We start from the raw sequence: 21112 nt of genomic DNA, 5'->3' as shown, positions 1-21112 counted from the left end.
TATCCTTTCTTCATGCAACAATTGGAGAAATCCCTTGCCGGACGCAGTGGTGCATCAAAAGCTGGAGCCCGTCGCGATTGCCGTTGCACCGAATGGCGGCCGCCGGACGAAAGTCGATCATCCCGCCCTCCCCATCACCGCGGACGAGCAGGCGCTGACGGCGGCAGGGTGCCTGGAAGCCGGCGCGGCGATGTATCATTGCCATGTCCGTGACGGGGAAGGCCGACACCTGCTCGACGCGGGCGCCTATGCCGACGTGATCCAGGCCATCCGGTCGAAGGTCGGCGAGCGTCTCGTCATTCAGATCACGACGGAGGCGGTGGGACGGTACGGGCCGCAAGAGCAGATGGCGGTGGTGCGCGCGGTGCGACCCGAAGCGGCGTCGCTCGCCCTCGGCGAACTCGCACCGGACGCCACGCACGAAGCCGCCTTTGCCGACTTCCTCGCCTTCATGGCCTGCGAGAAGATCGTTCCGCAGATCATCCTTTACCACCCGGACGAGGCGCTGCGGCTCCACGACATGATGCGGCGGGGCATCGTCCCCTTCGACGACATCCCTGTCCTCTACGTGCTCGGGCGATACACGCCCTGCCAGCGTTCGGCGCCATCCGATCTGCTGCCGTTCATCGCCAGCGGAATGCCCCGCTTCGCCCATTTCATGGTCTGCGCCTTCGGCGCGCAGGAAACGGCCTGCGTCAGCGCGGGCGCGCTTCTGGGCGGGCACGCGCGCGTCGGCTTCGAGAACAATCTTCACCTGCCGGACGGCAGGCCGGCCGGCGACAACGCCGAACTGGTGGCCAGCACGGCAACCGCTCTGCGCGCGCTAGGCCTGAGCCACGCGACGGCGGACGATTTGCGCGCGGCATGGCAACGTGGAATGCAAGCGAATTGACCTGCGGCCGGGATTCTCCCATACATCGCGGGAATTCGAGGAGGAGAACCATGGCATTTGCACGGGTCAACGGCGTCGTTCTGCACCACGAGTTGCGCGGTGCGGCGGATAGGCCGACACTGGTCTTTTCCAACTCGCTGGGCACGGACTTCCGGATATGGAACCGCGTCGTCGACATGCTGGAGGATGACTACCGCATCGTCCTTTACGACAAGCGCGGCCACGGACTGTCCGAGGCAACGCCGCAGCCCTACCGGCTCGGCGATCACGTCGACGACCTCGCCGCCCTGCTCGACCATCTGGGCATCGGCGCCGCAGCCATCGTCGGCCTGTCGGTCGGCGGCATGATCGCACAGGGGCTGGCCACATTGCGGCCCGATCTCGTGCGGACGCTGGTCTTGTGCGATACTGGACACAAGATCGGCGACCAGGCGATGTGGGACCAGCGCATCGAGACCGTCAACGAAAAGGGTATCGCGGCGCTTGCCGACGGCATCATGAAGCGCTGGTTCACCCCGGCCTACCGCTCGCCCGACAATCCCGATTTCGTCGGCTATGTCGCCATGCTGACGCGCACGCCGGTCGACGGCTATGCCGGCACCTGCGCCGCCGTGCGCGACGCCGACCTCACCGAATCGACCCGCGCCCTCAAGCTGCCCACGCTGTGCCTGGGCGGCGATCAGGATGGGGCGACGCCGCCGGCGCTCGTAAGGGAACTCGCCTCGCTCATCGAGGGCGCGCGCTGCGAGATCATCGAGAATGCGGGACATATTCCCTGCATTGAGCAGCCGCAGGCGACGGCCGAATTGATCGAGGGTTTCCTGCGCCAGCACGTCCCCCATTGACCGCCGCTCCGGGCGGCCGCTTTCACAGGATCCGGCACGATGTCGATAACGGCTCTCTTTATCGCGTTTGCACTCCTCTTCCGCTTTGGGACGCTTGCCGTCTCCATCAGGAACGAACGCCGGCTGAAAGCGCAGGGCGCGCGGGAGTTCGGGGCCGCAAACAGCATCCTTCTGGCGCTGCTCCACATCCTCTTCTACGTCGCCGCCATCGTCGAATGGGCCTATTCGGGCACTACCGGCCTCACGGCGGTCCAGGCCGGCGGCATGGCGCTCTATCTGTTCGCGGCGGTGATGCTCGTGATCATCATACGCACGCTTCATCCCTTCTGGACGGTGAAGATCATCATCGCCGAAGGCCATCGTCTGGTGAGACGCGGGCCTTTCCGCTGGTTTCGCCACCCGAATTATTTTCTCAACATTCTGCCGGAGCTGGTAGCCTTCGCGATTGTGCTGCAGGCATACGCGACCTTGATCGTCGGCCTTCCCGTCTATCTCGTCTGCCTGTATGTCCGTATCCGGCAGGAAGAGGCGGCCATGCGCAGCACCTTCCCCGACTATGGAAGACCTGCCGGGTCTGGAGACTTGGCCGGGGCCTGAGGCAATTCCAGGAAAAGGTGGGCTCCGGCTTTCGGAAAAGATCATGCTCCAGCAAGGCGATGGATCAAGGTGACGATTCGACAAAAAGTCCATCTTGATCCGAACAGGCCGTTCGGCGCAGCAATCGGAGGACATATGGCGGATACGGTATCGGTGACGCGGCAGGACGGCGTGGCCGTCGTCTGGCTGGACAATCCGCCGGTGAACGCGCTCGGCCACGCGCTTCGGCAACCGCTCCATGCGATGCTGGAAAAGCTGCGTGCGGATGCGGACACGGCGGCAATCGTGATCGCCTGCAAGGGCAGGACCTTCGTCGCCGGGGCGGACATCTCCGAGTTCGGCCAGCCACCGAAGGCGCCGAGCCTGCCGGACGTGATCGCCCTCCTGGAGAGCATCGGAAAACCCACGGTGGCGGCGATCCACGGCAACGCGCTGGGCGGCGGGTTCGAACTGGCGCTCGGCTGCCATTACAGGATCGCCACGCCCGATGCGCGGGTGGGCCTGCCGGAAGTGACGCTCGGCCTCCTGCCGGGCGCCGGCGGCACGGTGCGGCTGCCCCGGCTCGTCGGCGCGCGGGAAGCGCTCGGTGTGATCGTTTCGGGCAAGCCCCTAAGGGCCGAAAAGGCGCTGGCCCTCGGCGCCATAGACGCTATTGCCGAGAGCGACCTCGTGACGGAAGCCGTGTCGTTCGCCCGCGCCAGGGCCGAAGGCGGCGGTCCGCATGTCCCGGTGCTGAAGCGCGAAAAGAAGATCGAGGCTGCACGCAACGACCTCGACGCGTTCGACGAAGCGGCCAAGGCGGCAACCGCCAAGGCGCGCGGCCTGACCGCCCCGCTCAAATGCACTGAGGCCGTGCGCAACGCCATTCTTCTTGAACCCTCGCAAGCGCTGGCGCGGGAGCGCGAGATGTTCGTTGAACTGCGGGACGGCGAGGAATCGGCTGCGCTGCGCCATCTGTTCTTCGCCGAGCGGGACGCGGCCAAGGTCGAAGGCGTCGGCAAGGATGTCGCGCCACGGCCGGTCCGTAATGTCGGCATCGTCGGTGCGGGCACGATGGGCGGCGGCATTGCCATGGCCTTCGCCAATGGCGGAATGCGGGTGACGGTCCTTGAAGTCGGCGACGAGGCGCTGCAGCGCGGGCTCGGGCAGATCGAAAAGAACTATGCGGGCTCCGTGTCGCGCGGCTCGCTGAGCGAGGAAGACAAGCAGGCGCGCCTTGCCCGCATCAGCGGAACCACCGACTATACGGATATGAGCGACTGCGACCTGATCGTCGAGGCCGTGTTCGAGGAGATGGGCGTCAAGAGAAAGGTCTTCGAAAGGCTCGACGAGGTGGCCAGGGACGGCGCGGTGCTGGCGTCCAACACGTCGTATCTCGACCTTGATGCCATCGCCGCCTTCACCAAGCGGCCGTCGGACGTGGTCGGGCTGCACTTCTTTTCCCCCGCGCACGTCATGCGCCTGCTGGAGATCGTGCGCGGCGAGCGTACGGCGCCCGAGGTGCTGGCCACCGCCTTGAGCGTGGCGAAGACGATCGGCAAGATCCCCGTTGTCGTCGGCGTCTGCGACGGCTTTGTCGGCAACCGCATGCTGGCCGCGCGGCGCGAGGAGAACGAGGCGCTGCTGCTCGAAGGCGCCTCGCCCTCCTCCGTCGACAAGGCATTCACCGATTTCGGCTGGCCGATGGGACCGTTCCAGATGGTCGACCTCGCCGGCCTCGACATCAGCTGGCGGCATCGCCAGTCGCAGGGATTGACCGCGCCCGTCGCCGACAGCCTGTGCGAGCTCGGCTATTTCGGCCAGAAGACCGGCCGCGGCTTCTACCGTTACGACGAAGGCGCGCGCAAACCGGTGCCGGACCCCTTCGTGGAGGAACTGATCGAAGCAAAGTCCAGGGAACTGGGCATCGAGCGCCGCGCCATCGGCGCCGAGGAAATCCTGGAGCGCACCATGTACCCCATGATCAACGAGGGCGCGCGCATTCTGGAGGAAGGCATCGCGGCGCGCGCCTCCGACATCGACGTGGTCTGGGTCAATGGCTACGGGTTCCCGCGCGGCAAGGGCGGGCCGATGTTCTGGGCACGCAGGCACGGGATCGACAAGATCCTCGCACGGCTCAGATATTGGCATGGCGCTACCGGCAAGGCGGTCTATCGCCCCGCGCGAAAGCTGGAGCAGGCAGCGACAGAGGCATTCTGGTAGTCTACCGGCGCCTCGAAGCGACGCCGTTATTCCGCCACCGACAGCCTGCACGGTATGCGGCAGATGCTTGAAGCAACTCCGGGAAAAATGGATGCCGGTTTTCCGTCCGGAATTCGTAAAATGAAAAACCTGGATCGCATTGAAGGGAGGAAGGCCATGGGATTGCCGTTCACACCCGATCTTTCGGTCAAACCAAAGGTCATCGGCTTCTTCGACGAAGCTACCAACACCATCTCCTATGTGGTGAAGGATCCCGGCTCCGATGCATGCGCGGTGATCGACACGGTGATGGACATCGACTATGCGGCCGGGCGGCTCACCTTCGACAGCGCCGACCGCATTATAAAGCTCATCGAGGAACAGGGCCTCAAGATCGAATGGATCATCGAGACCCATGTTCATGCCGACCATCTGTCCGCCGCGCCTTATATTCAGGAACGGCTTGGCGGCAGGATGGGCATTGGCGAGAACATCACGATCGTGCAGGACACGTTCGGCAAGATCTTCAACGAAGGGACCGAGTTTCAGCGGGACGGCTCGCAATTCGACAGGCTGTTCGGCGACGGTGACAGTTACCGGGTCGGGACGATGACCGTTCATGTCATGCACACGCCAGGCCACACGCCGGCCTGCATGACCCATGTGGCGGGCGACGCCGCCTTCGTAGGCGACACGCTGTTCATGCCCGACGGCGGTTCGGCGCGGGCCGATTTTCCCGGCGGCGATGCCCGCATGCTCTACCGTTCCATCAGGCGCGTCCTGGAACTGCCGGACGAAACCCGGCTCTTCATGTGCCACGATTACGGCCCGAACGGTCGCGACATAAGGTGGGAGACCACCGTGAAGGACGAACGGGAGCACAATATCCACGCTCGCGACGGCATAGGCGAGGACGACTTTGTGGAGATGCGCGAGGGGCGAGACGCGACACTGGCGATGCCCCGGCTGATCATTCCCTCGCTTCAGGTCAATATGCGCGGCGGCCGCTTGCCAGAGAAGGACAAGGACGGCAAAACGTTCCTGAAGGTACCGATCAACGAGCTATAGGCAGTGCGCGGCGCCGGCTTGGGCGCCGCATTTCAAAAGGCAACAGAATGGACATCCGCAAGATCAATGACGAATTCGCCGTAACGGGCCAGATCGCCGCCGCACAGGTCAAGCAGATCGCCGACGCCGGCTTCAAGAGCCTGGTCTGCAATCGGCCCGACACGGAAGACGGCGCCGTGCCCCATGACGAGGTCGCCCAGGCGGCGCAGGAGGCCGGCCTCCAATTCAAGTTCATTCCCGTCGTCTCCGGCGCGATCACGGAAGACGATGTGCGCGAGATGACCAAGGCCCTGTCCGACCTGCCCCGCCCGGTGCTGGCCTATTGCCGCAGCGGCGCGCGCAGCCTCAATCTCTACGGGCTGGCGCTGCAGACTGGCTGAGATCCGTTTTCGCTGAAGCGATGAAACGTGAAATGGTCTAAAATTTCATCCGCAGTTTGGCGCCGAGCGTCTGCTTCGGAGCGTCGTCCGTGAAGCCTGCAGACAGCTTGTAGCTGGCGCCGGCGCTGGTGTGCTTGCCGAGCGACCAATCCATGCCTGCGCTGAACGAGAACGACCCGGCGGTCCGGCCGGTTGCCGCCGTGGAAAATCGTTCGCCGTCGCTTTCGAAATGTATCGAACTGCGCGAGTTTCGCGTCCTTCTCCACTGCATTTCGACTTTGGCGCGCGGCTGGAAGGTACCGAGCCTACTCGTGAACGTCCTGCTTGCGCTTATCCCGGCCGTGAACGCGGCCTGATAAGAGCTCCGGGCCTCATGGCGGAGGGTATGCGCTCCCTGGTAGACATAGCCGTCGAAGTTCGACCACGAGATGGCCGTCTGCCCATAGGGGCGAAGGGTGCGCCGCCCGTGCCGGAAATCGCGGCTGTATCTGGCGCTCGCAAACATCTGGGTGCCGTTCCGCCGGCCGGCAGCCCCGCTGCCAAAGTCGTCATAGGCGGTCGAGAAGTCCATCGCGGCGGCGCCCAGCGCCAAATCGAGATAGCTGTTGGCCGAAGTGAAGTAGCTGGCGTAGAGCGTGTCTGAAATATAGCGTGAGCCGAGCGAGCCGGTCCTGCCAAAGGCTGACCGATCGAAGCCCGTGCCTATCGCATTTCCCACCAGCAGGCGCGGTCCGAGACGCATGTCGGCACCAAAAACGATACCGTTTGTATGGAGGATCGAAGCACGCGGGTCGTGCTCGCGCCGCCCGTCCACCAGGAGATCTCCACCGAACCAGACCGCGATACGCTCGGTGCGGCGATCTTTCTCCGCCGCGATATGTTTCTCCGTTTCGAGTACGGCGCTTTTTTTGGCGATCCCACCCCTGAAGCGGACGGCAAGTTCGCTTGAATGCGCGTTTCGGCCCCGCAGACGCTGATCGCGCGTCCCGGTAAGCCGCTTATTGACGAGGCCGAGCTGCCGCATCCTGCCCTTCGTCGCAGTTGCATTCTGCCTGGAGAATGCCGCGCGCCGGTCGGGGGTATCGATGTTCGCCATCGCTGTGTCCTGCGCCAACGCGGGCCCAAGCGAAATCCCCGCGGCGAGAAGAACCGCTGCGATGCTGGAGCATGTGAGGATCGTCGATTTGCGCATAGCCGTACCGCCCCGCCCCCAGATACGGGCCACGGCGGCCATTCCGCACCGGGACGCTGCTTTTAGCTTAGGAAGAGGCCGCGCGGGACGCAATTGGTAACAGTCCGTTTCATTGCGTCACAATTGATTTACTTCTGCCGTGTGATCGCTGCGCAACAGCCGGCGCGCGCCGGAGTGGTACCGGAAAATCGCAGTTCACCTGTCCGAAACGGAGGGGTCAACCCGCCAGACTCGATAGAACAAATAAATGCAATTATGTATTAATGACACATGATTTGAATAAACCAAAACTTTCTCCAATCGAGAAGCGTTACGTTCTGAACGATTATTTGAATACGCCTTGCCTGGTTTCGTAAAAGCAAGCCACAATGTGGTCCGACTCGATTGTCAGGTCTTGCTCAGGCAAGGGTTCACCTTGGTCAACGATGCCTTCTGGAGCCCCGACTGAGCAATGAGTGTCAACTATCCGGATCCAGGGAGTGAAAATGCCGAAGGCGCGCCATCGCGTCTGGATAGGCTGTTTCACACCGCATTTCTCGCCGCCCTCGCCCTGCTGATCTTCCTGGCCGGCTCACTGCTCACGGTAGTGGGATACCCTCCGGGACCGCAGATCACGCGCGCCTATGAGGGAGGCCGGGCGCTTTATGCCAAGCGCACCGGATACAAGGACGTCTATCGCACCGACCTGTGGTACCCGGAGCGCAGCAAGGACAAGGGCGTCACCGTCAAGCGCCCGGACCTGATGCAGGACGGACCAACAATCTATCTCTCGGGAAGCGAGCCCACGGCCTTCCTCATCGACGCGGATGGAAACGTGCTGCATTCCTGGACGAAGCGTTTCAGCGAGATCTGGTCGCCGGAAGCCGGCGGCGTACAGGAGCCGCAGCCCGATTCGCACGTCTATTTCCGTCAGACCCACATCTTTCCCAATGGCGATCTCATCGCCATCTATGAAGGCGTCGGCGATACGCCCTACGGCTATGGCGTGGTCAAGCTTGATCGCGACTCGAATGTGATCTGGAGCTACCCCGGCCACGCCCACCACCAGTTCGATATCGGCCCAGACGGCAATATCTACGTTCTCACGCATGAATTTATGGATGACGAGATCGGCGGGTTCGCCCATCTTGACCGGCCACGGCTGGAAGATTTCCTCGTCGTGCTTTCGCCGGACGGGAAAGAGTTGAAGAAGATCAGGCTCTTCACCGCCCTGGCCGACTCGGAATTCCGCCAGATGCTTTACACGGTGTCCAGCTTCGGACTTGGCGATCCCACCCACACCAATACGGTGGAATTCATCGACGGCGAAGCAGCAGCCAATTTCCCGTTCGGCGAGGAAGGGCAGGTCCTCCTTTCGTTCCGAGGCCTCAGCGCAATCGCCGTGCTCGACACGGAGGCCGAACGAATCACCTGGGCGACCAATGGGCCATGGCTCGGGCAGCACGACCCCGACATCCTGCCCAACGGCAACATCCTTATGTTCGATAATTTTGGAAACTTTGACCGTCCGAACGGCTTCTCACGTGTGATCGAGCTCGATCCGAAGACGATGGAAATCGTGTGGCAATATGCCGGTACCGCACAATCTCCGCTCGACAGCCGCATCCGCTCCGACCAGCAGCGGCTGAAGAATGGCAACACGCTGATTACCGAATCGAACGGCGGCCGCATGATTGAAGTAACGCCGGAAGGCGAGATCGCCTGGGAATTCATCAATCCCGTTCGCGGCGGGCCGGATGGCAGCTTGATCCCCATCATCGCATGGACGGAAAGACTGGATCCTTCCGCGTTCGATCCCGAACTGCTGCAGCCCGAGCAGCGACAAGCTGAATTGCAAACGGAGACTTCTCCATGAGAAAGATTGCAGTATCGATTTCCTTTACGGTCACCATGCTTACGCCAACGATCGCGCTTGCCTATGTCGGTCCCGGCGCCGGTCTCAGCCTTCTGGGTGCGCTTTGGGCGCTCGTGGCCGCTATCGGCACTGCCTTGATATTCATCGTCGTCTGGCCGGTACGCAAAGCGTTGCGTCGCCGCCGCGCCATGCACGGGCGCGATGCTGCGGATGCCGGCCCCAAGGATACGGTGTCAGACGGCCATCCCGTCAAGAAAAACCGTTGAGGCCGGCCCATGGGCCTCCTGGACCTGCCGGCGCCGATCCTTTCCACGGTCGACGGCTGGCTAAGCCCATTCCTCCCATCGGCGGCAAGGCTGCTCGTTTGGGCCGCTCTCGGCGCGTTCCTGTCGATGGAACTCTACCGCTGCCTATCGCCGCAGTCGCGCATTGCGGCGACAAAACAGGCATACGAGGAGACGCAACGCGGTATCTCCAACTTCAATGGTGAGTTCCGGGACGTGTGCCCGCAAATGCTGCGAATGATGTCCCTGGCGTTGCGCCGCATCGTGCTGGTCTTCCCCGCAACCATTGCCGCGTCCCTGCCCCTGCTCGTTGTCATCGTTTGGCTCGACAGCCAGTACGGCACCACCTATCCGCCCCCCAACGAGCCGGTGATGGTCTCCGTGCCTGGTGATTTCGAGGGGCGATGGGTCGGTTCCAACGATGGAACGCCGCACACGCAGGTGACAGGTCCCGGTGGCGGACCCGTGGCCGACATCGCTATCGCCAAACCCGTGCCGGTGATCCACAAGCGGCTGTGGTGGAATGCGCTTATCGGCAACCCTGCTGGTTATCTTGATGACAGCCTGCCCTTCGACCGCATCGACATCGCCCTGCCTCGCCAACAGGTTCTGCCCTTCGGACCCCTCTGGCTGCGCGGCTGGGAAGTCATCTTCTTCGGTTCGATGATTGTCTTCGCGCTGACGTTCAAATCCCTGCGGCGGATCGCATGATGGTGCACGCAAGAAGACCGGCAGGCAAGCCGCCCATTCCGGAAATAGATCCGTGGACGCACAAGCTCGGCAGCCTTCTCGAGCGTTACCCGCAATTCTGGATCGGGGTCGGGAACCGGGAAACAAGCGTGCTTAGGGAGCGGATCGAAGCCATTGCGATTGACCAGCCGATCTATATCGCCGGCCTTGCCCGCTCCGGCAGCACCATCCTGCTCGAATTGCTCGCCCGCCATCCCGTCACGGCAACCCATCGCTATCGCGACTTCCCGCTCGTTCTCACGCCATGGCTTTGGAACTGGTTCGTCGACCGGGCCGGCAGCCGGCTACAGGAGGCCTCGGAGCGTGCGCATCGCGACCGGATCAAGGTGACGCCGGAAAGCCCGGAAGCCTTTGAAGAACTCATCTGGATGGCCTTTTTTCCGCAATTGCACGACCCGTCGATGAACGCGGTCCTCGATGGAGGCGACCACAATCCCCGTTTCGAAGCCTTCTACCGCGATCACATGCGCAAGCTGCTCGCCCTGCGCGGCGGCCGGCGCTATCTCTCCAAGGGCAACTACAATGTCACGCGCGTGCGCTACCTGAAAAAACTCTTCTCCGATGCCCGCTTCATCGTCCCGGTCCGCGACCCCGTCTGGCACATTGCCTCGCTGATAAAGCAGCACCGGCTCTTCGCATCCTGGGAAGGCGAGGATCGGCGCGTTCGCGATCACATGCGCCGCAGCGGACATTTCGAATTCGGGCTCGACCGGCAACCCGTGAACATCGGCGACGGCAGGGCTGCGGCGGAGATTGCGCAACTATGGAACGATGGCAAGGAGGTCGCCGGCTGGGCCGCCCATTGGGCAGGGGTCTATGGCCACGTCGCAAGGGATCTCGAGGATCCGGAATTGGCCTCGACCACGCTTTTGGTGCGGTATGAGGATTTGTGCAGTGACCCCGGCGCCACGCTTGGCGCCGTTCTCGACCACTGCGGACTGGCGGATGACGGCCTGACCGACATTGCCCGCGAAACGATCAGCCCACCGACCTATTACGAGCCGTCGTTCACCCAGGCAGAGCGCCAGACGATCCGGGACCGCACCGGCGCTACCGCCCGGCTGTTCGGATACGAATGACGGGCGGACCCGAGCATCAATACAGCCAGCGCATGAGGAACAGCGATATCGCCGGGAACATGGTGAGGATAGCGACACGTATGATGTCGCTCGCCACGAAGGGCAGCACGCCGCGATAGGTGTCGGCGATGGGCGTGTCCTTGGCCATGGAATTGAGCACGAAGAGATTCATGCCCACCGGCGGCGTTATCAGCCCCACCTCCACCACGATCAGCACCAGAATGCCGAACCAGATGGCGAATTCCTCGGCGGACATGCCGAAATCGAGCGCCATGACGATCGGAAAGAAGATTGGGATCGTCAGTAGGATCATCGAAAGCGAATCCATGACGCAGCCGAAGACGAGGTAGAGCAGCAGGATCAGCACCAGCACCAGCCACGGATTGAAGCCCTGCTCGCCGATGAAGGCTGCCGCCTGTTGCGGCACCTGCGCCAATGCGAGGAACGAATTGTAGAAGCTCGCGCCCAGCACGATGAAGAAGATCATCGCCGTGGCGCTGGCCGTGGCGAGGATGGACTGGACGAAAGTCGCGCGCGTCAGGCCGCCATTGGCCAGGGCGATGAGGCCGGTGCCCGCCGCGCCCACGGCCGCGCCCTCGGTCGGCGTGAAAATGCCGAGATAAATGCCGCCCACGACGGCGAAAAACACCACCAGTACCGGCCATACATCCAGCAGGGCGCGGAAGCGTTCGGAATAGGGCGCGCGCTCCCGCTTGCCGGCCGATTCGGGCCAGATGCGCACATAGATCGATATCGCCACCATGTAGCCGGCGGCCGCCAGCAGCCCCGGCACGAGGGCGGCCACGAACAGCTTGGCGATGTTCTGCTCGGTCAGGATCGCGTAGATGACGAGAATGACCGAAGGCGGGATGAGGATGCCGAGCGTGCCGCCGGCGGCGAGCGTGCCGGTCGCCAGGGCCCCGGAATAGCCGTAGCGGCGCAATTCCGGCAGGGCGACCTGGCTCATCGTGGCCGCCGTCGCCAGCGACGAGCCGCAGATGGCGCCGAAACCGGCGCAAGCGCCGACAGCCGCCATCGCAACGCCGCCGCGCCTGTGGCCCATCCAGGTCTCGGCGGCCCGGAAAAGGGCCCGCGACATGCCCCCCAGCGTGGCGAACTGGCCCATCAGGAGGAACAGCGGCACGATGGAAAGCGAGTAGCTGGAGAAGGTCGAATAGGTCTCGTTCTTGAGCTTGGCGAGAACCGGTATCGTGCTGCCGGTTACGAGCCATGTGCCGGCCAGGCCGCAGATGATCATGGCGAGGCCGATGGGCATGCGCAGGAAGATGAGGACCAGCAGAACCGGGAAGGACCAGAGGCCGAGTTCGAGATTGCTCAATGAAGGCCTCCCTGGCCCAAGGTATAGCTGCCGCCGTCGGCCCGGTACTCGAGGATGCGCTGCCAGGTGGCGAACACGGAAACGACGACCGCTACCACGGCCGCGACGAGGCTCGCCGCATAGGCCCACCAGAGCGGGAACTGCAGAATGAAGGTCGTTTCGTTGTAGCTCAGCTTGTCGAGCATGCCGTGATAGAGCCGCCAGGCGATGAGCATGATCACCAGCGTCATGAGCACTTCCGAAATCAAGTCGATCGCCCGGTTGACCCGCGGCGGGAAGAAGCTCGTCAGGATGTCGACCGAGGCGTGGCCGCGGTTGAGCTGGCACCAGGGCAGAAACGAGAAGACGGCGAAGCCCACCCCTGCTTCCACCAGCTCGTAGTCGCCGGGAATGGGGCCGAAGCCGAAAACGATCAACGCGCGCCCGGTGATGCTGACGACCGTCAGTACCGTCACGACGACGAGAACGAAGCCGCCCAATATGGCCAGCCCGCGCGCCAGCCAAGGGATGATCACCGAGAGTTTCACTCCCTTACCCCAAACATGCATGTTCCCCTTGTCCGGCCGGGCCGCCGGTTCCTGGTAGCACGGTCACGATTGCCCGCCACAACTGTAGAACAAGCACAATCCGGACGCTACCGGCCCTCCGGCCATCGGGCAACGGCGAAAGCGCTTGCCCGGCCACAGCGGCAAAAAGGCGGGCCCGGGAGCCCGCCTCTGCTTCGCATCCGGTGCGATCAGTTGTTCGTGTACTTGTCGATCAGGGCGCGGGCTTCATCGATGAGCATTTCGCCGTCGATGCCCTTTTCCTTCATCTCCGCTATCCACTGGTCGTAGACCGGCTGGGCGGCTTCCTTCCATTTTTCGGTGTCTTCGGCGCTGATCTGGATGATGTTGTTTCCGCGATCGACCGCGATCTGACGGCTGGGGCCGTCGGCGCCAGCCTGGGTGCGGCCGGCGAAAGCGGCGAATTCCTGGCCGGAATTGTCGTCGAGCACCTTCTTGAGATCGTCCGGCAGGCTCTCATACTTGGCCTTGTTCATCGCCAGCACAAAGGTCGTCGTGTAGAGCGCATGGTCGCCGCCAAACTCGGTGTGGTTTTCCACCAGTTCGGGCACCTTGAGCGCCGGCGTCACTTCCCACGGGATCACGCAGCCATCGATGACACCCTTGGACAGCGCCTCCGTGATCTGCGGCACCGGCATGCCGACGGGCGTCGCGCCGAGTTGGCCCAGCAGCGCGTTGATGATGCGCGTGGGCGCGCGGATTTTCATGCCGTTGAGATCGGACAGCTCGTCTATCGGGGTCTTGGAGTGCAGCATGCCCGGCCCGTGCACCCACACGCCCAGGACATGGGTGTCCTTGAATTCGGTGTCCTTCATGTGCTTTTCGAACAGGTCCCAATAGGCGCGGGACGTGGCCTCGGCATTGGTCATCATGAAGGGAAGCTCGAACACTTCGGTCGAAGGGAAACGTCCGGGGTTGGAGCCCGGCAGCGTCCACACGATGTCGACCACGCCGTCACGCGCCTGGTCGTAGAGCTGCGGAGGCGTGCCGCCGAGCTGCATGGCCGGATAGCGCTCGATCTTGATGCGGCCGCCCGATTCCTGCTCGACCTTGTCGGCCCACGGGTCCAGCACGAGCTTCGGCACATTGGCCTGCGGCGGCAGGAACTGGTGCAGGCGAAGCGTCACCTCCTGCGCCAGCGAGCCGGACACGGCGCCCAGAAGGCCGGTGGCGGCGATGAGACCGGCGGCGGCCAGCCTCTTCAGTGATTTCATTCTCATATTGTTGTCCTCCCTTTTGAACACCCGGTTTTCCCGGAGCTGCCCGCATTCTGGATTATGCTCCAGTTCGGCTGCAATGGACCATGGCTACTTCTTCTTGCACGGTCGGGCACGCGAAAAATCGCGAATCCGATCAGCGCCGCACATCCTGCATCCGAACCCCGGTCGAAACCAAGCTTAGCGATTATTATGTAACAATAAAGGGGATTTGTTCGCCCATTTCGTAACGAATGCCCGCGGCATCGCCAGACCCGTGGGGTCACAGAGGAAGGCTGGAGGTTTCCTTGAGCGTCTGCAGCACGATCGCCGTCTTCACGTGCTGGACCGATTCGTGGGGAAGCAGGACGGCGTTGACGAAATCCGATAGGCTTTGAAGGTCGGGCGTGACCACCTTCAGGATATAGTCCATCTCGCCGGTGAGCGCGAAGGCCTCCTGCACCTCGGGCAAACTGGCCACCAGATCGGCGAAGCGGCGCGCATTGTCGGGATTGTGGGTGGCGAGCGTCACGGTGATCACGTTGATCAGCGGAAAACCCAGCCGCTCCCGATTGAGCACCGCACAATAGCCGGATATCAGCCCCTCCTCCTCCAATCTTTGACGGCGGCGCGAACATTGTGACGGCGAGAGGTTCACGCGTTCCGACAAATCGTTGTTGGTCAGCCGGGCGTCCGTTTGCAGCAGTGACAATATCTTGCGGTCAAATCCATCAATCTGTGCACGGCTCATGCATTGCCCTTCGATTACGCGTGATTTGTGCGTATTTGATGCATTTTCCGTTCGACAATGCAACCCACGTGCGAGACTAACGCGCTAGTATTGGGCCAAGATGCATCCGATCTACGGAGGAATTCATTATGGGTCCGTTTCCACATGACGCGCCGCCCGCGGAAATCAGCAAAGAGAACCCGGCCGGAACGGACGGTTTCGAGTTCGTGGAATTCGCGCATCCCGAGCCGGAAAAGCTGTCGGAGCTTTTCGCGCGCATGGGCTATGTCGAGGTCGCCCGCCACAAGTCGAAGAATATGGCCGTCTGGCGCCAGGGCGACATCAGCTATGTGCTGAATGCCGAACCGGGCAGCCACGCCATGCGCTTCGTCGAAAAGCACGGCCCCTGTGCGCCGTCCATGGCGTGGCGCGTGGTCGATGCGCAGCACGCCTTCGACCATGCGGTCGCCAAAGGCGCCGAGCCCTATACGGGCGATGACAAGACCCTCGACGCCCCGGCCATCGTCGGCATCGGCGGGTCGCTCCTCTACTTCATCGATAAATACGGGGAAAAGGGCTCGCCCTATGACGATGAATTCGAATGGACGGGCGAGCGCGATCCGAAGCCGGAGGGCGTGGGCTTCTACTATCTCGACCACCTCACCCACAACGTCTATCGCGGCAACATGGACAAGTGGTGGGCCTTCTACCGCGAGCTGTTTGGCTTCAAGCAGATCCACTTCTTCGACATAGCCGGCAAGATCACCGGCCTCGTCTCGCGCGCCATCACGAGCCCATGCGGCAAGATCCGCATTCCGCTCAACGAATCGACCGACGACAAGAGCCAGATCGAGGAATATCTCAAGAAGTACAATGGCGAAGGCATCCAGCATATCGCCGTCGGGACCGAACATATCTACGAGGCCACGGACAGGCTGGCCGCGAACGGGCTGAAATTCATGCCCGGACCGCCGGATACCTATTACGAAAAGAGCCATGAGCGGGTGCACGGCCACGACGAGGCGATCGACCGCATGAAGAAGCATGGCATTCTGATCGACGGCGAAGGCGTGATCGACGGCGGCACGACCAAGATCCTGCTGCAGATCTTCTCCAAGACCGTCATCGGGCCGATCTTCTTCGAGTTCATCCAGAGGAAGGGCGACGAGGGGTTCGGTGAAGGAAACTTCCGGGCGCTGTTCGAAAGCATCGAGGAAGACCAGATACGCCGCGGCGTCTTGAAGGTGGACGCGGCCGAATAGAGGCCGCCGGTTCGACGAGGCTGCAGCATCGGCTCGGAAATCGGAATCGATCTTCGGAAGGCACGATGCGTGAATCCAAAGTGTCGGAGCGCCCTTGTGCAGCGTCCGGATGGACGCCCGGCGCTCTCATGACGGGGCCGCTCTGCGGTCCCGTTTTTCATTGCCGCAAGAGCCGGCTGGATCGGCGCTTCCGCCGCATTCCCGCCAAAAGCTCGCCGCCCGGCGCGGATGCAATGGCTTGCGGCATTGCCTCAACCTTTCACGCCAGGCGTCGCTGAACGTTCGACCAGAACCGGTAAACACCACCATAGAAGCAACCATGTCGCAGGAGTTTCATTAACGCTTGGAGGGTTTGCCACATAGGAGTGATCACCATGCACAGGACGTTCGGACAGATGTCGCGGCGGGATCTCTTGACGATGATCGGTGCCACCGCGGGAGGCGCGGCGCTCTATCAGGCGATGACGACGCTGGGCCATGCGCAGGAATCCACCTATCGGGGGCCGATCGCGCTGGACGGGGACCCGCAGGGCGCGAAGGTGCTGATCCTCGGAGCCGGTCTTGCCGGCATGGTTGCCGCGATGGAATTGCGCGCCGCCGGCTATACGGTCGAAGTGCTGGAATACCGCGAGAAGGCCGGCGGACGTTGCTGGACGCTGCGCGGCGGCGACAGCTACACGGAACTCGGCGGCTCCACGCAGAACGTGCAATACGAAAAGGGCAATTATTTCAATCCCGGCCCTTGGCGCATTCCGCATCATCACCATGCGGTTCTGGACTATTGCAAGCGGCTGGGCGTCAAGCTGGAACCTTTCATCCAGAAGAACCACAACGCGTATCTGCACCGGCAGGAAGCGTTCGATGGAAAGCCCCAGCGCTTCCGCGAGATCGCCACCGACTATCGCGGCCAGACATCGGAACTTCTCGCCAAGGCGACGAACCAGGGCAAACTCGACGAGCTCGTCACGCAGGAAGACAAGGAAATGCTCCTTGAATCGCTGCGCGTCTACGGCGTTCTCGACGAGAACTATGCCTATGTGAAAAGCGAGCGCACCAGCGACTACCGAGGCTATGCGAAATGGCCGGGCGGCGGACTGGACGGCAGTCCCGAACCCTCCGAACCCATCGCCCCGGGCAAGATCATTCAATCCGAGCTGTGGCGGTGGCTGGACGAGGCCGAGACCGTCGAACACCAGGCGACCATGTTTCAGCCAGTGGGCGGCATGGACATGATCGCCCAGGCCTTCGAGCGCGAAGTGAAGGACGTCATCCGCTACAACACCAAGGTCACGTCGATCATGCAGGACGAGAACGGCGTCACCGTCAGTTTCGAGGACACGAAGGAAGGCGGCGGAGCCCAGGAAGCCAGGGGCGACTGGTGCATCTGCACCATCCCCTTCTCCATCCTTTCCCAGATCGAGAACAACCTGTCGGGCGCGATGAAAGGCGTCATCGACACGATGTACTATGCCGGCTCGGTCAAGTTCGGCCTCGAGTTCAACCGGCGCTTCTGGGAGGAAGACGAGAACATATTCGGCGGCATCAGCTACACCGACCTGCCGATCTCGCTCATCAGCTATCCCTCCACCGACTATTTCAGCGGCGGCAAGGGCGTGCTTCTGGGCGGCTATAGCTGGGGTGCGATCGCCTACCAGTTCAACGCGATGCCGCCGGAGGAGCGGGTCAGGATCGCGCTTGAATACGGCGCCAGGATCCATCCCCAGTACAAAGACGAATTCAGTAATGGGGTGAGCGTGGTCTGGCACCGGGTGCCGTGGGTGCTCGGCTGCTACGGCATCTGGCAGGACAGGGAGACCCAGTACCAGACAGCGGCGGCGATAGATGGGCGCACGGTAATGGCGGGCGAGCACATATCCTATCTGCCCGGCTGGCAGGAGGGCGCGATCCTCTCCTCGCTGGACGCGATCTCGCGTCTGCATGACCGTGTCATCAACAGTTGAACGCCAAATAGCCAAGGAGAGAAGTCATGAATGCTCTTAAAGGCGCTATCGGTCTTGCCGTTCTGTTTGGTGTCTCTACCTTCGCGCTCGCCCAGGACAGCGCAACCGGCGACGACCAGACCAACACACGCAAGCTTTCCGACCATGAGGCCATGTTCGCCGATCCTTCCAAGATCGGCGCGACCGGCGGCGAGGACGTCTACCGGGCCATTTGCCAGGGCTGCCATATGCCCGATGGCGAAGGCGCCGTGGGCGCCGGTGCTTATCCGGCGCTGGCGGATAATGAGAACCTCGAATTTCCCGAATACCCGATCTACATCATCATCAACGGCCAGAAGGCCATGCCGCCGCTGGGAGACGTCCTCGACGACCAGCAGATCGCGGATGTCGTCAACTACATCCAGACGCATTTCGGAAACGAGTATGGCGGCGATGCAACGGCCGAGATGGTTGCCCAGAACCGGCCTTAAAATCGGCCATGGAGATGGCGAGAAGGAGCTTCGGCCTTCAGCGCCGGAGCGCAGATTATCTTGCATTGAACGAAAGGAATTTCTCATGCTGCGTATTGCAAGCCTCACCCTGCCCGCCCTGCTGATTTCGGGGGTCGCACTGGCCGATGAGGTGGTTCGTCACAAGATTCCCGGATCGGATTTCCCTATCGCCCGCGCGGTAGAGGTGCCGGGGGACGCCACCACCGTCTATTTGAGCGGCGCGGTGCCCTCCGTGGTCAATGAAGACGCCGACCGTGGCTCGATCGAGGCCTATGGCGACATCACCGAGCAGACCAGAACGGTGTTTCAGTCCATCGAGAAAAGCCTCGAGGACATGGATTTGACGATGGGCGATGTCGTCAAACTGCAGGTCTTCCTGGTCGGCCAGAACGGGGAACCCATGGATTTTGCCGGCTTCATGGAGGGCTACACCGAGTTCTTCGGAACCGACGAACAGCCCAACCTGCCGGCGCGCTCGGTCTTCGAGGTCTCCGGTCTTGCCAATCCCGGCTGGCTGATCGAGGTGGAGGCCATCGCCGTCCGCGCCGAGAAAAACTGATCGGGAGCAACTGGCGCCACCCCTTGTCCTTCAAGGGGTGGCCCTGCCGGCGGCATCCGCCAGCTACTTCTTCGCCGCCGCCAACGCCGCTCGGAGCGCATCCAGATCGCCCACCCGGTTGGCAAGCAGCAGAACCAGCCTGGCGTTGAGCCGAGCGCTTTCCTCGAAGCTCAGGCCTTCATGGGCCTGCATCAGCAGCGCATAGAAATCGTCGCCGGCGGTATCCAGCCGGTCGCGGCCTATCTCGTCCTTGTCGGTCAATGCTCCCTCCCCATTGCGCGGGCATAGGCCAGGGCGATTTCGTCGGCATGCGGCGCGACGAAGGTCGCCGCTATGTGCTGGTCGGGCCGGACGAGGCAGATGACGCCGGCGCCGTAGCGGTCGGCGACGAGGCCTTCCGCATCGCGCAGGACGATCCTCGCCTCGGCGCCGGCGAGGTTCTCGTCCGGCCATATCTCGATCACCGGCAGTCCGGCGGGCAAGCCGGGCGGCGGCGCGCATCCGACCGCCATCAGCGCAAAACCCCCGCCGAAATATTCCAGCAGCCAGCCGGGACGGCCTTCGCATTGCACCGGCGCGTCCGGCATGGCCTGGCCGGGGGCAATCCCTTCGGCCGCGCCCGGTGTTTGCAGGCTGAGGCCTTCAAGGGAACAGGGCCTGGACAGGCGGCCGGAATTGACCAGCCGGCGGGCGAATTCGTGATCGGCCGCCAGATCGAGGACGCTGTCGCGAAACAGCTTTTCCATCTTGGATTTGGGCGTCATGAAGGAGGTGGAGCGCGACGAGTTCAGGATGTTCTCGTCCGCGCCGCGGACGCGCTCCTCATCATAGGTTTCGATCAGGCTTTCGGGCGCCTCGCCCTTGACGATCAGAGCCAGCTTCCAGCCCAGATTGTCGACGTCCTGAATGCCGCCATTGCCGCCGCGCGCGCCGAAGGGCGAGACTATATGAGCACTGTCGCCGGCGAAGACCACCCGGCCATGCACGAAGCGTTCCAGCCTGCGGCACTGGAACATGTAGACCGAGACCCAATCGAGCTCGAAATCGCCGTGCCCGATGATCTTCTCGATGCGCGGTATCACGTTCTCATGCCTCTTCTCCTGGTCGGGATCGGCATCGGGACCGAGTTGAAGATCGATGCGGTAGATGTTGTCCGGCTGCTTGTGCAGAAGGGCCGACTGCCCCGGATGGAACGGCGGCTCGAACCAGAACCACCGCTCCGACGGGAAATCGGCCCTCATCTCCACATCGGCGATCAGGAAGCGCTCCTCGAACACCCGGCCCTCGAAGTCGAGCCCCATGAATGAGCGCATCGGCGAGCGGGCGCCGTCGCAGGCAATCACCCATGCGGCGTCGAGATGGTAGGCGCCGCCGGGCGCCTCGACCGCGAGCCTGGCGCCCGTGTGATGGCTGCGCACGCCGTTGACCCGGTTCTTCCACCGCAGGTCGATCAGGTCGGGGAAATCCGCGCAGCGCTCGACCAGATACTGTTCCACATAATATTGCTGGAGATTGATGAAGGCCGGCATCTTGTGGCCTTCCTCGGGCAGGAGATCGAAGCTCCAGACCTCGCGGTCGCGATGGAAAAGCCGGCCGACCTTCCATGTGATGCCCTTTGCCACCATGCGCTCGCCGATGCCCAGCCGGTCGAAGATTTCGAGCGTGCGCTTCGACCAGCAGATCGCCCGGCTGCCGAGCGACACGACGTCGTTGTCGTCGAGCACGACGGACGGAACGCCGCGCAGCGCCAGATCGACGGCCATCGAGAGCCCGACCGGCCCCGCGCCGGCAATGGCGACCGGATATTGCCGGGCGACCGCGCCGTCCAGCTCCGGCGGCTTTTTATAGGGGAAAGGCTGATAAGCGTAGCGGGGCATCTTCTCCA

The 21112-nt window shown here is 62.8% G+C and carries 21 protein-coding genes; 14 read left to right on the top strand and 7 right to left on the bottom strand.

Annotated elements, in window-relative coordinates; genetic code table 11:
* Nucleotides 1–34 precede the first annotated feature (34 nt).
* The 6 genes from N1058_RS06435 to N1058_RS06410 all read left to right on the top strand — a co-directional run bounded on the left by N1058_RS06435 (nucleotide 35) and on the right by N1058_RS06410 (nucleotide 5963).
* The gene (locus N1058_RS06435; RefSeq protein ID WP_265516674.1) at nucleotides 35–892 is read left to right on the top strand and encodes a beta-keto acid cleavage family enzyme; all 858 of its coding nucleotides are present in this window, start codon (nucleotides 35–37) and stop codon (nucleotides 890–892) included.
* A gap of 50 nt (nucleotides 893–942) precedes the next feature.
* Nucleotides 943–1737, top strand: a complete 795-nt coding sequence (gene pcaD, locus N1058_RS06430) for a 3-oxoadipate enol-lactonase (RefSeq protein WP_265516673.1) — start codon at nucleotides 943–945, stop codon at nucleotides 1735–1737.
* A gap of 39 nt (nucleotides 1738–1776) precedes the next feature.
* Nucleotides 1777–2334: an isoprenylcysteine carboxyl methyltransferase family protein gene (locus N1058_RS06425; RefSeq protein ID WP_265516672.1), complete on the top strand. Its 558-nt coding sequence runs from the start codon at nucleotides 1777–1779 to the stop codon at nucleotides 2332–2334.
* Nucleotides 2335–2469: 135 nt separating this feature from the next.
* Nucleotides 2470–4536 (top strand): 3-hydroxyacyl-CoA dehydrogenase NAD-binding domain-containing protein, encoded by a 2067-nt coding sequence (locus tag N1058_RS06420; protein WP_265516671.1) that lies wholly within the window; start codon nucleotides 2470–2472, stop codon nucleotides 4534–4536.
* A 120-nt stretch (nucleotides 4537–4656) separates the two neighbouring features.
* Nucleotides 4657–5583, top strand: coding sequence for an MBL fold metallo-hydrolase (locus N1058_RS06415; protein WP_265516670.1), 927 nt, complete (start codon nucleotides 4657–4659; stop codon nucleotides 5581–5583).
* 47 nt (nucleotides 5584–5630) lie between these two features.
* Nucleotides 5631–5963 carry a protein tyrosine phosphatase family protein gene (locus N1058_RS06410; protein ID WP_265516669.1) on the top strand — a complete coding sequence of 111 codons (333 nt, stop codon included), beginning with the start codon at nucleotides 5631–5633 and terminating at the stop codon, nucleotides 5961–5963.
* Between the two features lie 37 nt (nucleotides 5964–6000).
* On the opposite strand, the gene N1058_RS06405 is transcribed toward N1058_RS06410, so the two are convergent.
* Nucleotides 6001–7059, bottom strand: coding sequence for an autotransporter outer membrane beta-barrel domain-containing protein (locus N1058_RS06405; protein ID WP_265516668.1), 1059 nt, complete (start codon nucleotides 7057–7059; stop codon nucleotides 6001–6003).
* Between the two features lie 547 nt (nucleotides 7060–7606).
* Between N1058_RS06405 and N1058_RS06400 the strand changes: the two genes are divergently transcribed.
* The 4 genes from N1058_RS06400 (at nucleotide 7607) to N1058_RS06385 (ending at nucleotide 11123) form a co-directional block, all read left to right on the top strand.
* Complete coding sequence (locus N1058_RS06400) at nucleotides 7607–9010, top strand: arylsulfotransferase family protein (RefSeq protein ID WP_265516667.1); 1404 nt, start codon at nucleotides 7607–7609, stop codon at nucleotides 9008–9010.
* On the top strand, nucleotides 9007–9276 hold the full coding sequence (locus tag N1058_RS06395; protein WP_265516666.1) for a hypothetical protein: 270 nt from the start codon (nucleotides 9007–9009) through the stop codon (nucleotides 9274–9276). Before N1058_RS06400 ends, N1058_RS06395 begins: the two co-directional genes overlap by 4 nt.
* A gap of 9 nt (nucleotides 9277–9285) precedes the next feature.
* Entirely contained in the window at nucleotides 9286–10005 is a 720-nt protein-coding gene (locus N1058_RS06390) for a hypothetical protein (RefSeq protein WP_265516665.1), read from the top strand.
* A 128-nt stretch (nucleotides 10006–10133) separates the two neighbouring features.
* The gene (locus N1058_RS06385) at nucleotides 10134–11123 is read left to right on the top strand and encodes a sulfotransferase family protein (protein ID WP_265516664.1); all 990 of its coding nucleotides are present in this window, start codon (nucleotides 10134–10136) and stop codon (nucleotides 11121–11123) included.
* 16 nt (nucleotides 11124–11139) lie between these two features.
* Here N1058_RS06385 and N1058_RS06380 read toward each other — a convergent pair whose 3' ends face one another.
* From N1058_RS06380 to N1058_RS06365, 4 genes are all read right to left on the bottom strand, one after another.
* Nucleotides 11140–12462 (bottom strand): TRAP transporter large permease, encoded by a 1323-nt coding sequence (locus N1058_RS06380; RefSeq protein ID WP_265516663.1) that lies wholly within the window; start codon nucleotides 12460–12462, stop codon nucleotides 11140–11142.
* A complete protein-coding gene (locus N1058_RS06375) occupies nucleotides 12459–12989 on the bottom strand; it encodes a TRAP transporter small permease (protein WP_265516662.1) in 531 nt (176 codons plus the stop codon). Before N1058_RS06375 ends, N1058_RS06380 begins: the two co-directional genes overlap by 4 nt.
* Before the next feature lie 209 nt (nucleotides 12990–13198).
* Nucleotides 13199–14242, bottom strand: a complete 1044-nt coding sequence (locus tag N1058_RS06370; RefSeq protein ID WP_420847950.1) for a TRAP transporter substrate-binding protein — start codon at nucleotides 14240–14242, stop codon at nucleotides 13199–13201.
* 265 nt (nucleotides 14243–14507) lie between these two features.
* The gene (locus N1058_RS06365; RefSeq protein WP_265516660.1) at nucleotides 14508–14975 is read right to left on the bottom strand and encodes an Lrp/AsnC family transcriptional regulator; all 468 of its coding nucleotides are present in this window, start codon (nucleotides 14973–14975) and stop codon (nucleotides 14508–14510) included.
* Between the two features lie 128 nt (nucleotides 14976–15103).
* Between N1058_RS06365 and hppD the strand changes: the two genes are divergently transcribed.
* The 4 genes from hppD to N1058_RS06345 all read left to right on the top strand — a co-directional run bounded on the left by hppD (nucleotide 15104) and on the right by N1058_RS06345 (nucleotide 19227).
* Entirely contained in the window at nucleotides 15104–16216 is a 1113-nt protein-coding gene (hppD, locus tag N1058_RS06360) for a 4-hydroxyphenylpyruvate dioxygenase (protein ID WP_265516659.1), read from the top strand.
* A 374-nt stretch (nucleotides 16217–16590) separates the two neighbouring features.
* Nucleotides 16591–18177, top strand: a complete 1587-nt coding sequence (locus N1058_RS06355; protein WP_265516658.1) for a flavin monoamine oxidase family protein — start codon at nucleotides 16591–16593, stop codon at nucleotides 18175–18177.
* A 26-nt stretch (nucleotides 18178–18203) separates the two neighbouring features.
* Nucleotides 18204–18647 (top strand): c-type cytochrome, encoded by a 444-nt coding sequence (locus N1058_RS06350; protein WP_265516657.1) that lies wholly within the window; start codon nucleotides 18204–18206, stop codon nucleotides 18645–18647.
* 85 nt (nucleotides 18648–18732) lie between these two features.
* On the top strand, nucleotides 18733–19227 hold the full coding sequence (locus N1058_RS06345; protein WP_265516656.1) for a RidA family protein: 495 nt from the start codon (nucleotides 18733–18735) through the stop codon (nucleotides 19225–19227).
* A gap of 63 nt (nucleotides 19228–19290) precedes the next feature.
* Here the strand turns inward: N1058_RS06345 and N1058_RS06340 are convergent, their stop codons facing one another.
* On the bottom strand, nucleotides 19291–19488 hold the full coding sequence (locus tag N1058_RS06340) for a DUF2783 domain-containing protein (RefSeq protein WP_265516655.1): 198 nt from the start codon (nucleotides 19486–19488) through the stop codon (nucleotides 19291–19293).
* Nucleotides 19485–21104 carry an FAD-dependent oxidoreductase gene (locus tag N1058_RS06335; protein ID WP_265516654.1) on the bottom strand — a complete coding sequence of 540 codons (1620 nt, stop codon included), beginning with the start codon at nucleotides 21102–21104 and terminating at the stop codon, nucleotides 19485–19487. Before N1058_RS06335 ends, N1058_RS06340 begins: the two co-directional genes overlap by 4 nt.
* Nucleotides 21105–21112 lie beyond the last annotated feature (8 nt).

The sequence above is a fragment of the Nitratireductor luteus genome (assembly GCF_026162365.1).
GTDB classification, from domain to species: domain Bacteria; phylum Pseudomonadota; class Alphaproteobacteria; order Rhizobiales; family Rhizobiaceae; genus Chelativorans; species Chelativorans luteus.
Note: the sequence above shows the minus strand (reverse complement) of the source record. Positions and strands in the feature narration are given on the sequence as shown.

Bases quoted from the DNA above. Each gene is read 5' to 3' on its own strand.
- N1058_RS06405 (WP_265516668.1), bottom strand. From the start codon at position 7,059: ATGGCGAACATCGATACCCCCGACCGGCGCGCGGCATTCTCCAGGCAG.
- N1058_RS06410 (WP_265516669.1), top strand. From the start codon at position 5,631: ATGGACATCCGCAAGATCAATGACGAATTCGCCGTAACGGGCCAGATC.
- N1058_RS06420 (WP_265516671.1), top strand. From the start codon at position 2,470: ATGGCGGATACGGTATCGGTGACGCGGCAGGACGGCGTGGCCGTCGTC.
- N1058_RS06425 (WP_265516672.1), top strand. From the start codon at position 1,777: ATGTCGATAACGGCTCTCTTTATCGCGTTTGCACTCCTCTTCCGCTTT.
- N1058_RS06350 (WP_265516657.1), top strand. From the start codon at position 18,204: ATGAATGCTCTTAAAGGCGCTATCGGTCTTGCCGTTCTGTTTGGTGTC.
- N1058_RS06390 (WP_265516665.1), top strand. From the start codon at position 9,286: ATGGGCCTCCTGGACCTGCCGGCGCCGATCCTTTCCACGGTCGACGGC.
- hppD (WP_265516659.1), top strand. From the start codon at position 15,104: ATGGGTCCGTTTCCACATGACGCGCCGCCCGCGGAAATCAGCAAAGAG.
- N1058_RS06395 (WP_265516666.1), top strand. From the start codon at position 9,007: ATGAGAAAGATTGCAGTATCGATTTCCTTTACGGTCACCATGCTTACG.
- N1058_RS06345 (WP_265516656.1), top strand. From the start codon at position 18,733: ATGCTGCGTATTGCAAGCCTCACCCTGCCCGCCCTGCTGATTTCGGGG.
- N1058_RS06335 (WP_265516654.1), bottom strand. From the start codon at position 21,104: ATGCCCCGCTACGCTTATCAGCCTTTCCCCTATAAAAAGCCGCCGGAG.
- N1058_RS06370 (WP_420847950.1), bottom strand. From the start codon at position 14,242: ATGAAATCACTGAAGAGGCTGGCCGCCGCCGGTCTCATCGCCGCCACC.
- N1058_RS06415 (WP_265516670.1), top strand. From the start codon at position 4,657: ATGAAAAACCTGGATCGCATTGAAGGGAGGAAGGCCATGGGATTGCCG.
- N1058_RS06365 (WP_265516660.1), bottom strand. From the start codon at position 14,975: ATGAGCCGTGCACAGATTGATGGATTTGACCGCAAGATATTGTCACTG.
- N1058_RS06400 (WP_265516667.1), top strand. From the start codon at position 7,607: ATGAGTGTCAACTATCCGGATCCAGGGAGTGAAAATGCCGAAGGCGCG.
- pcaD (WP_265516673.1), top strand. From the start codon at position 943: ATGGCATTTGCACGGGTCAACGGCGTCGTTCTGCACCACGAGTTGCGC.
- N1058_RS06355 (WP_265516658.1), top strand. From the start codon at position 16,591: ATGCACAGGACGTTCGGACAGATGTCGCGGCGGGATCTCTTGACGATG.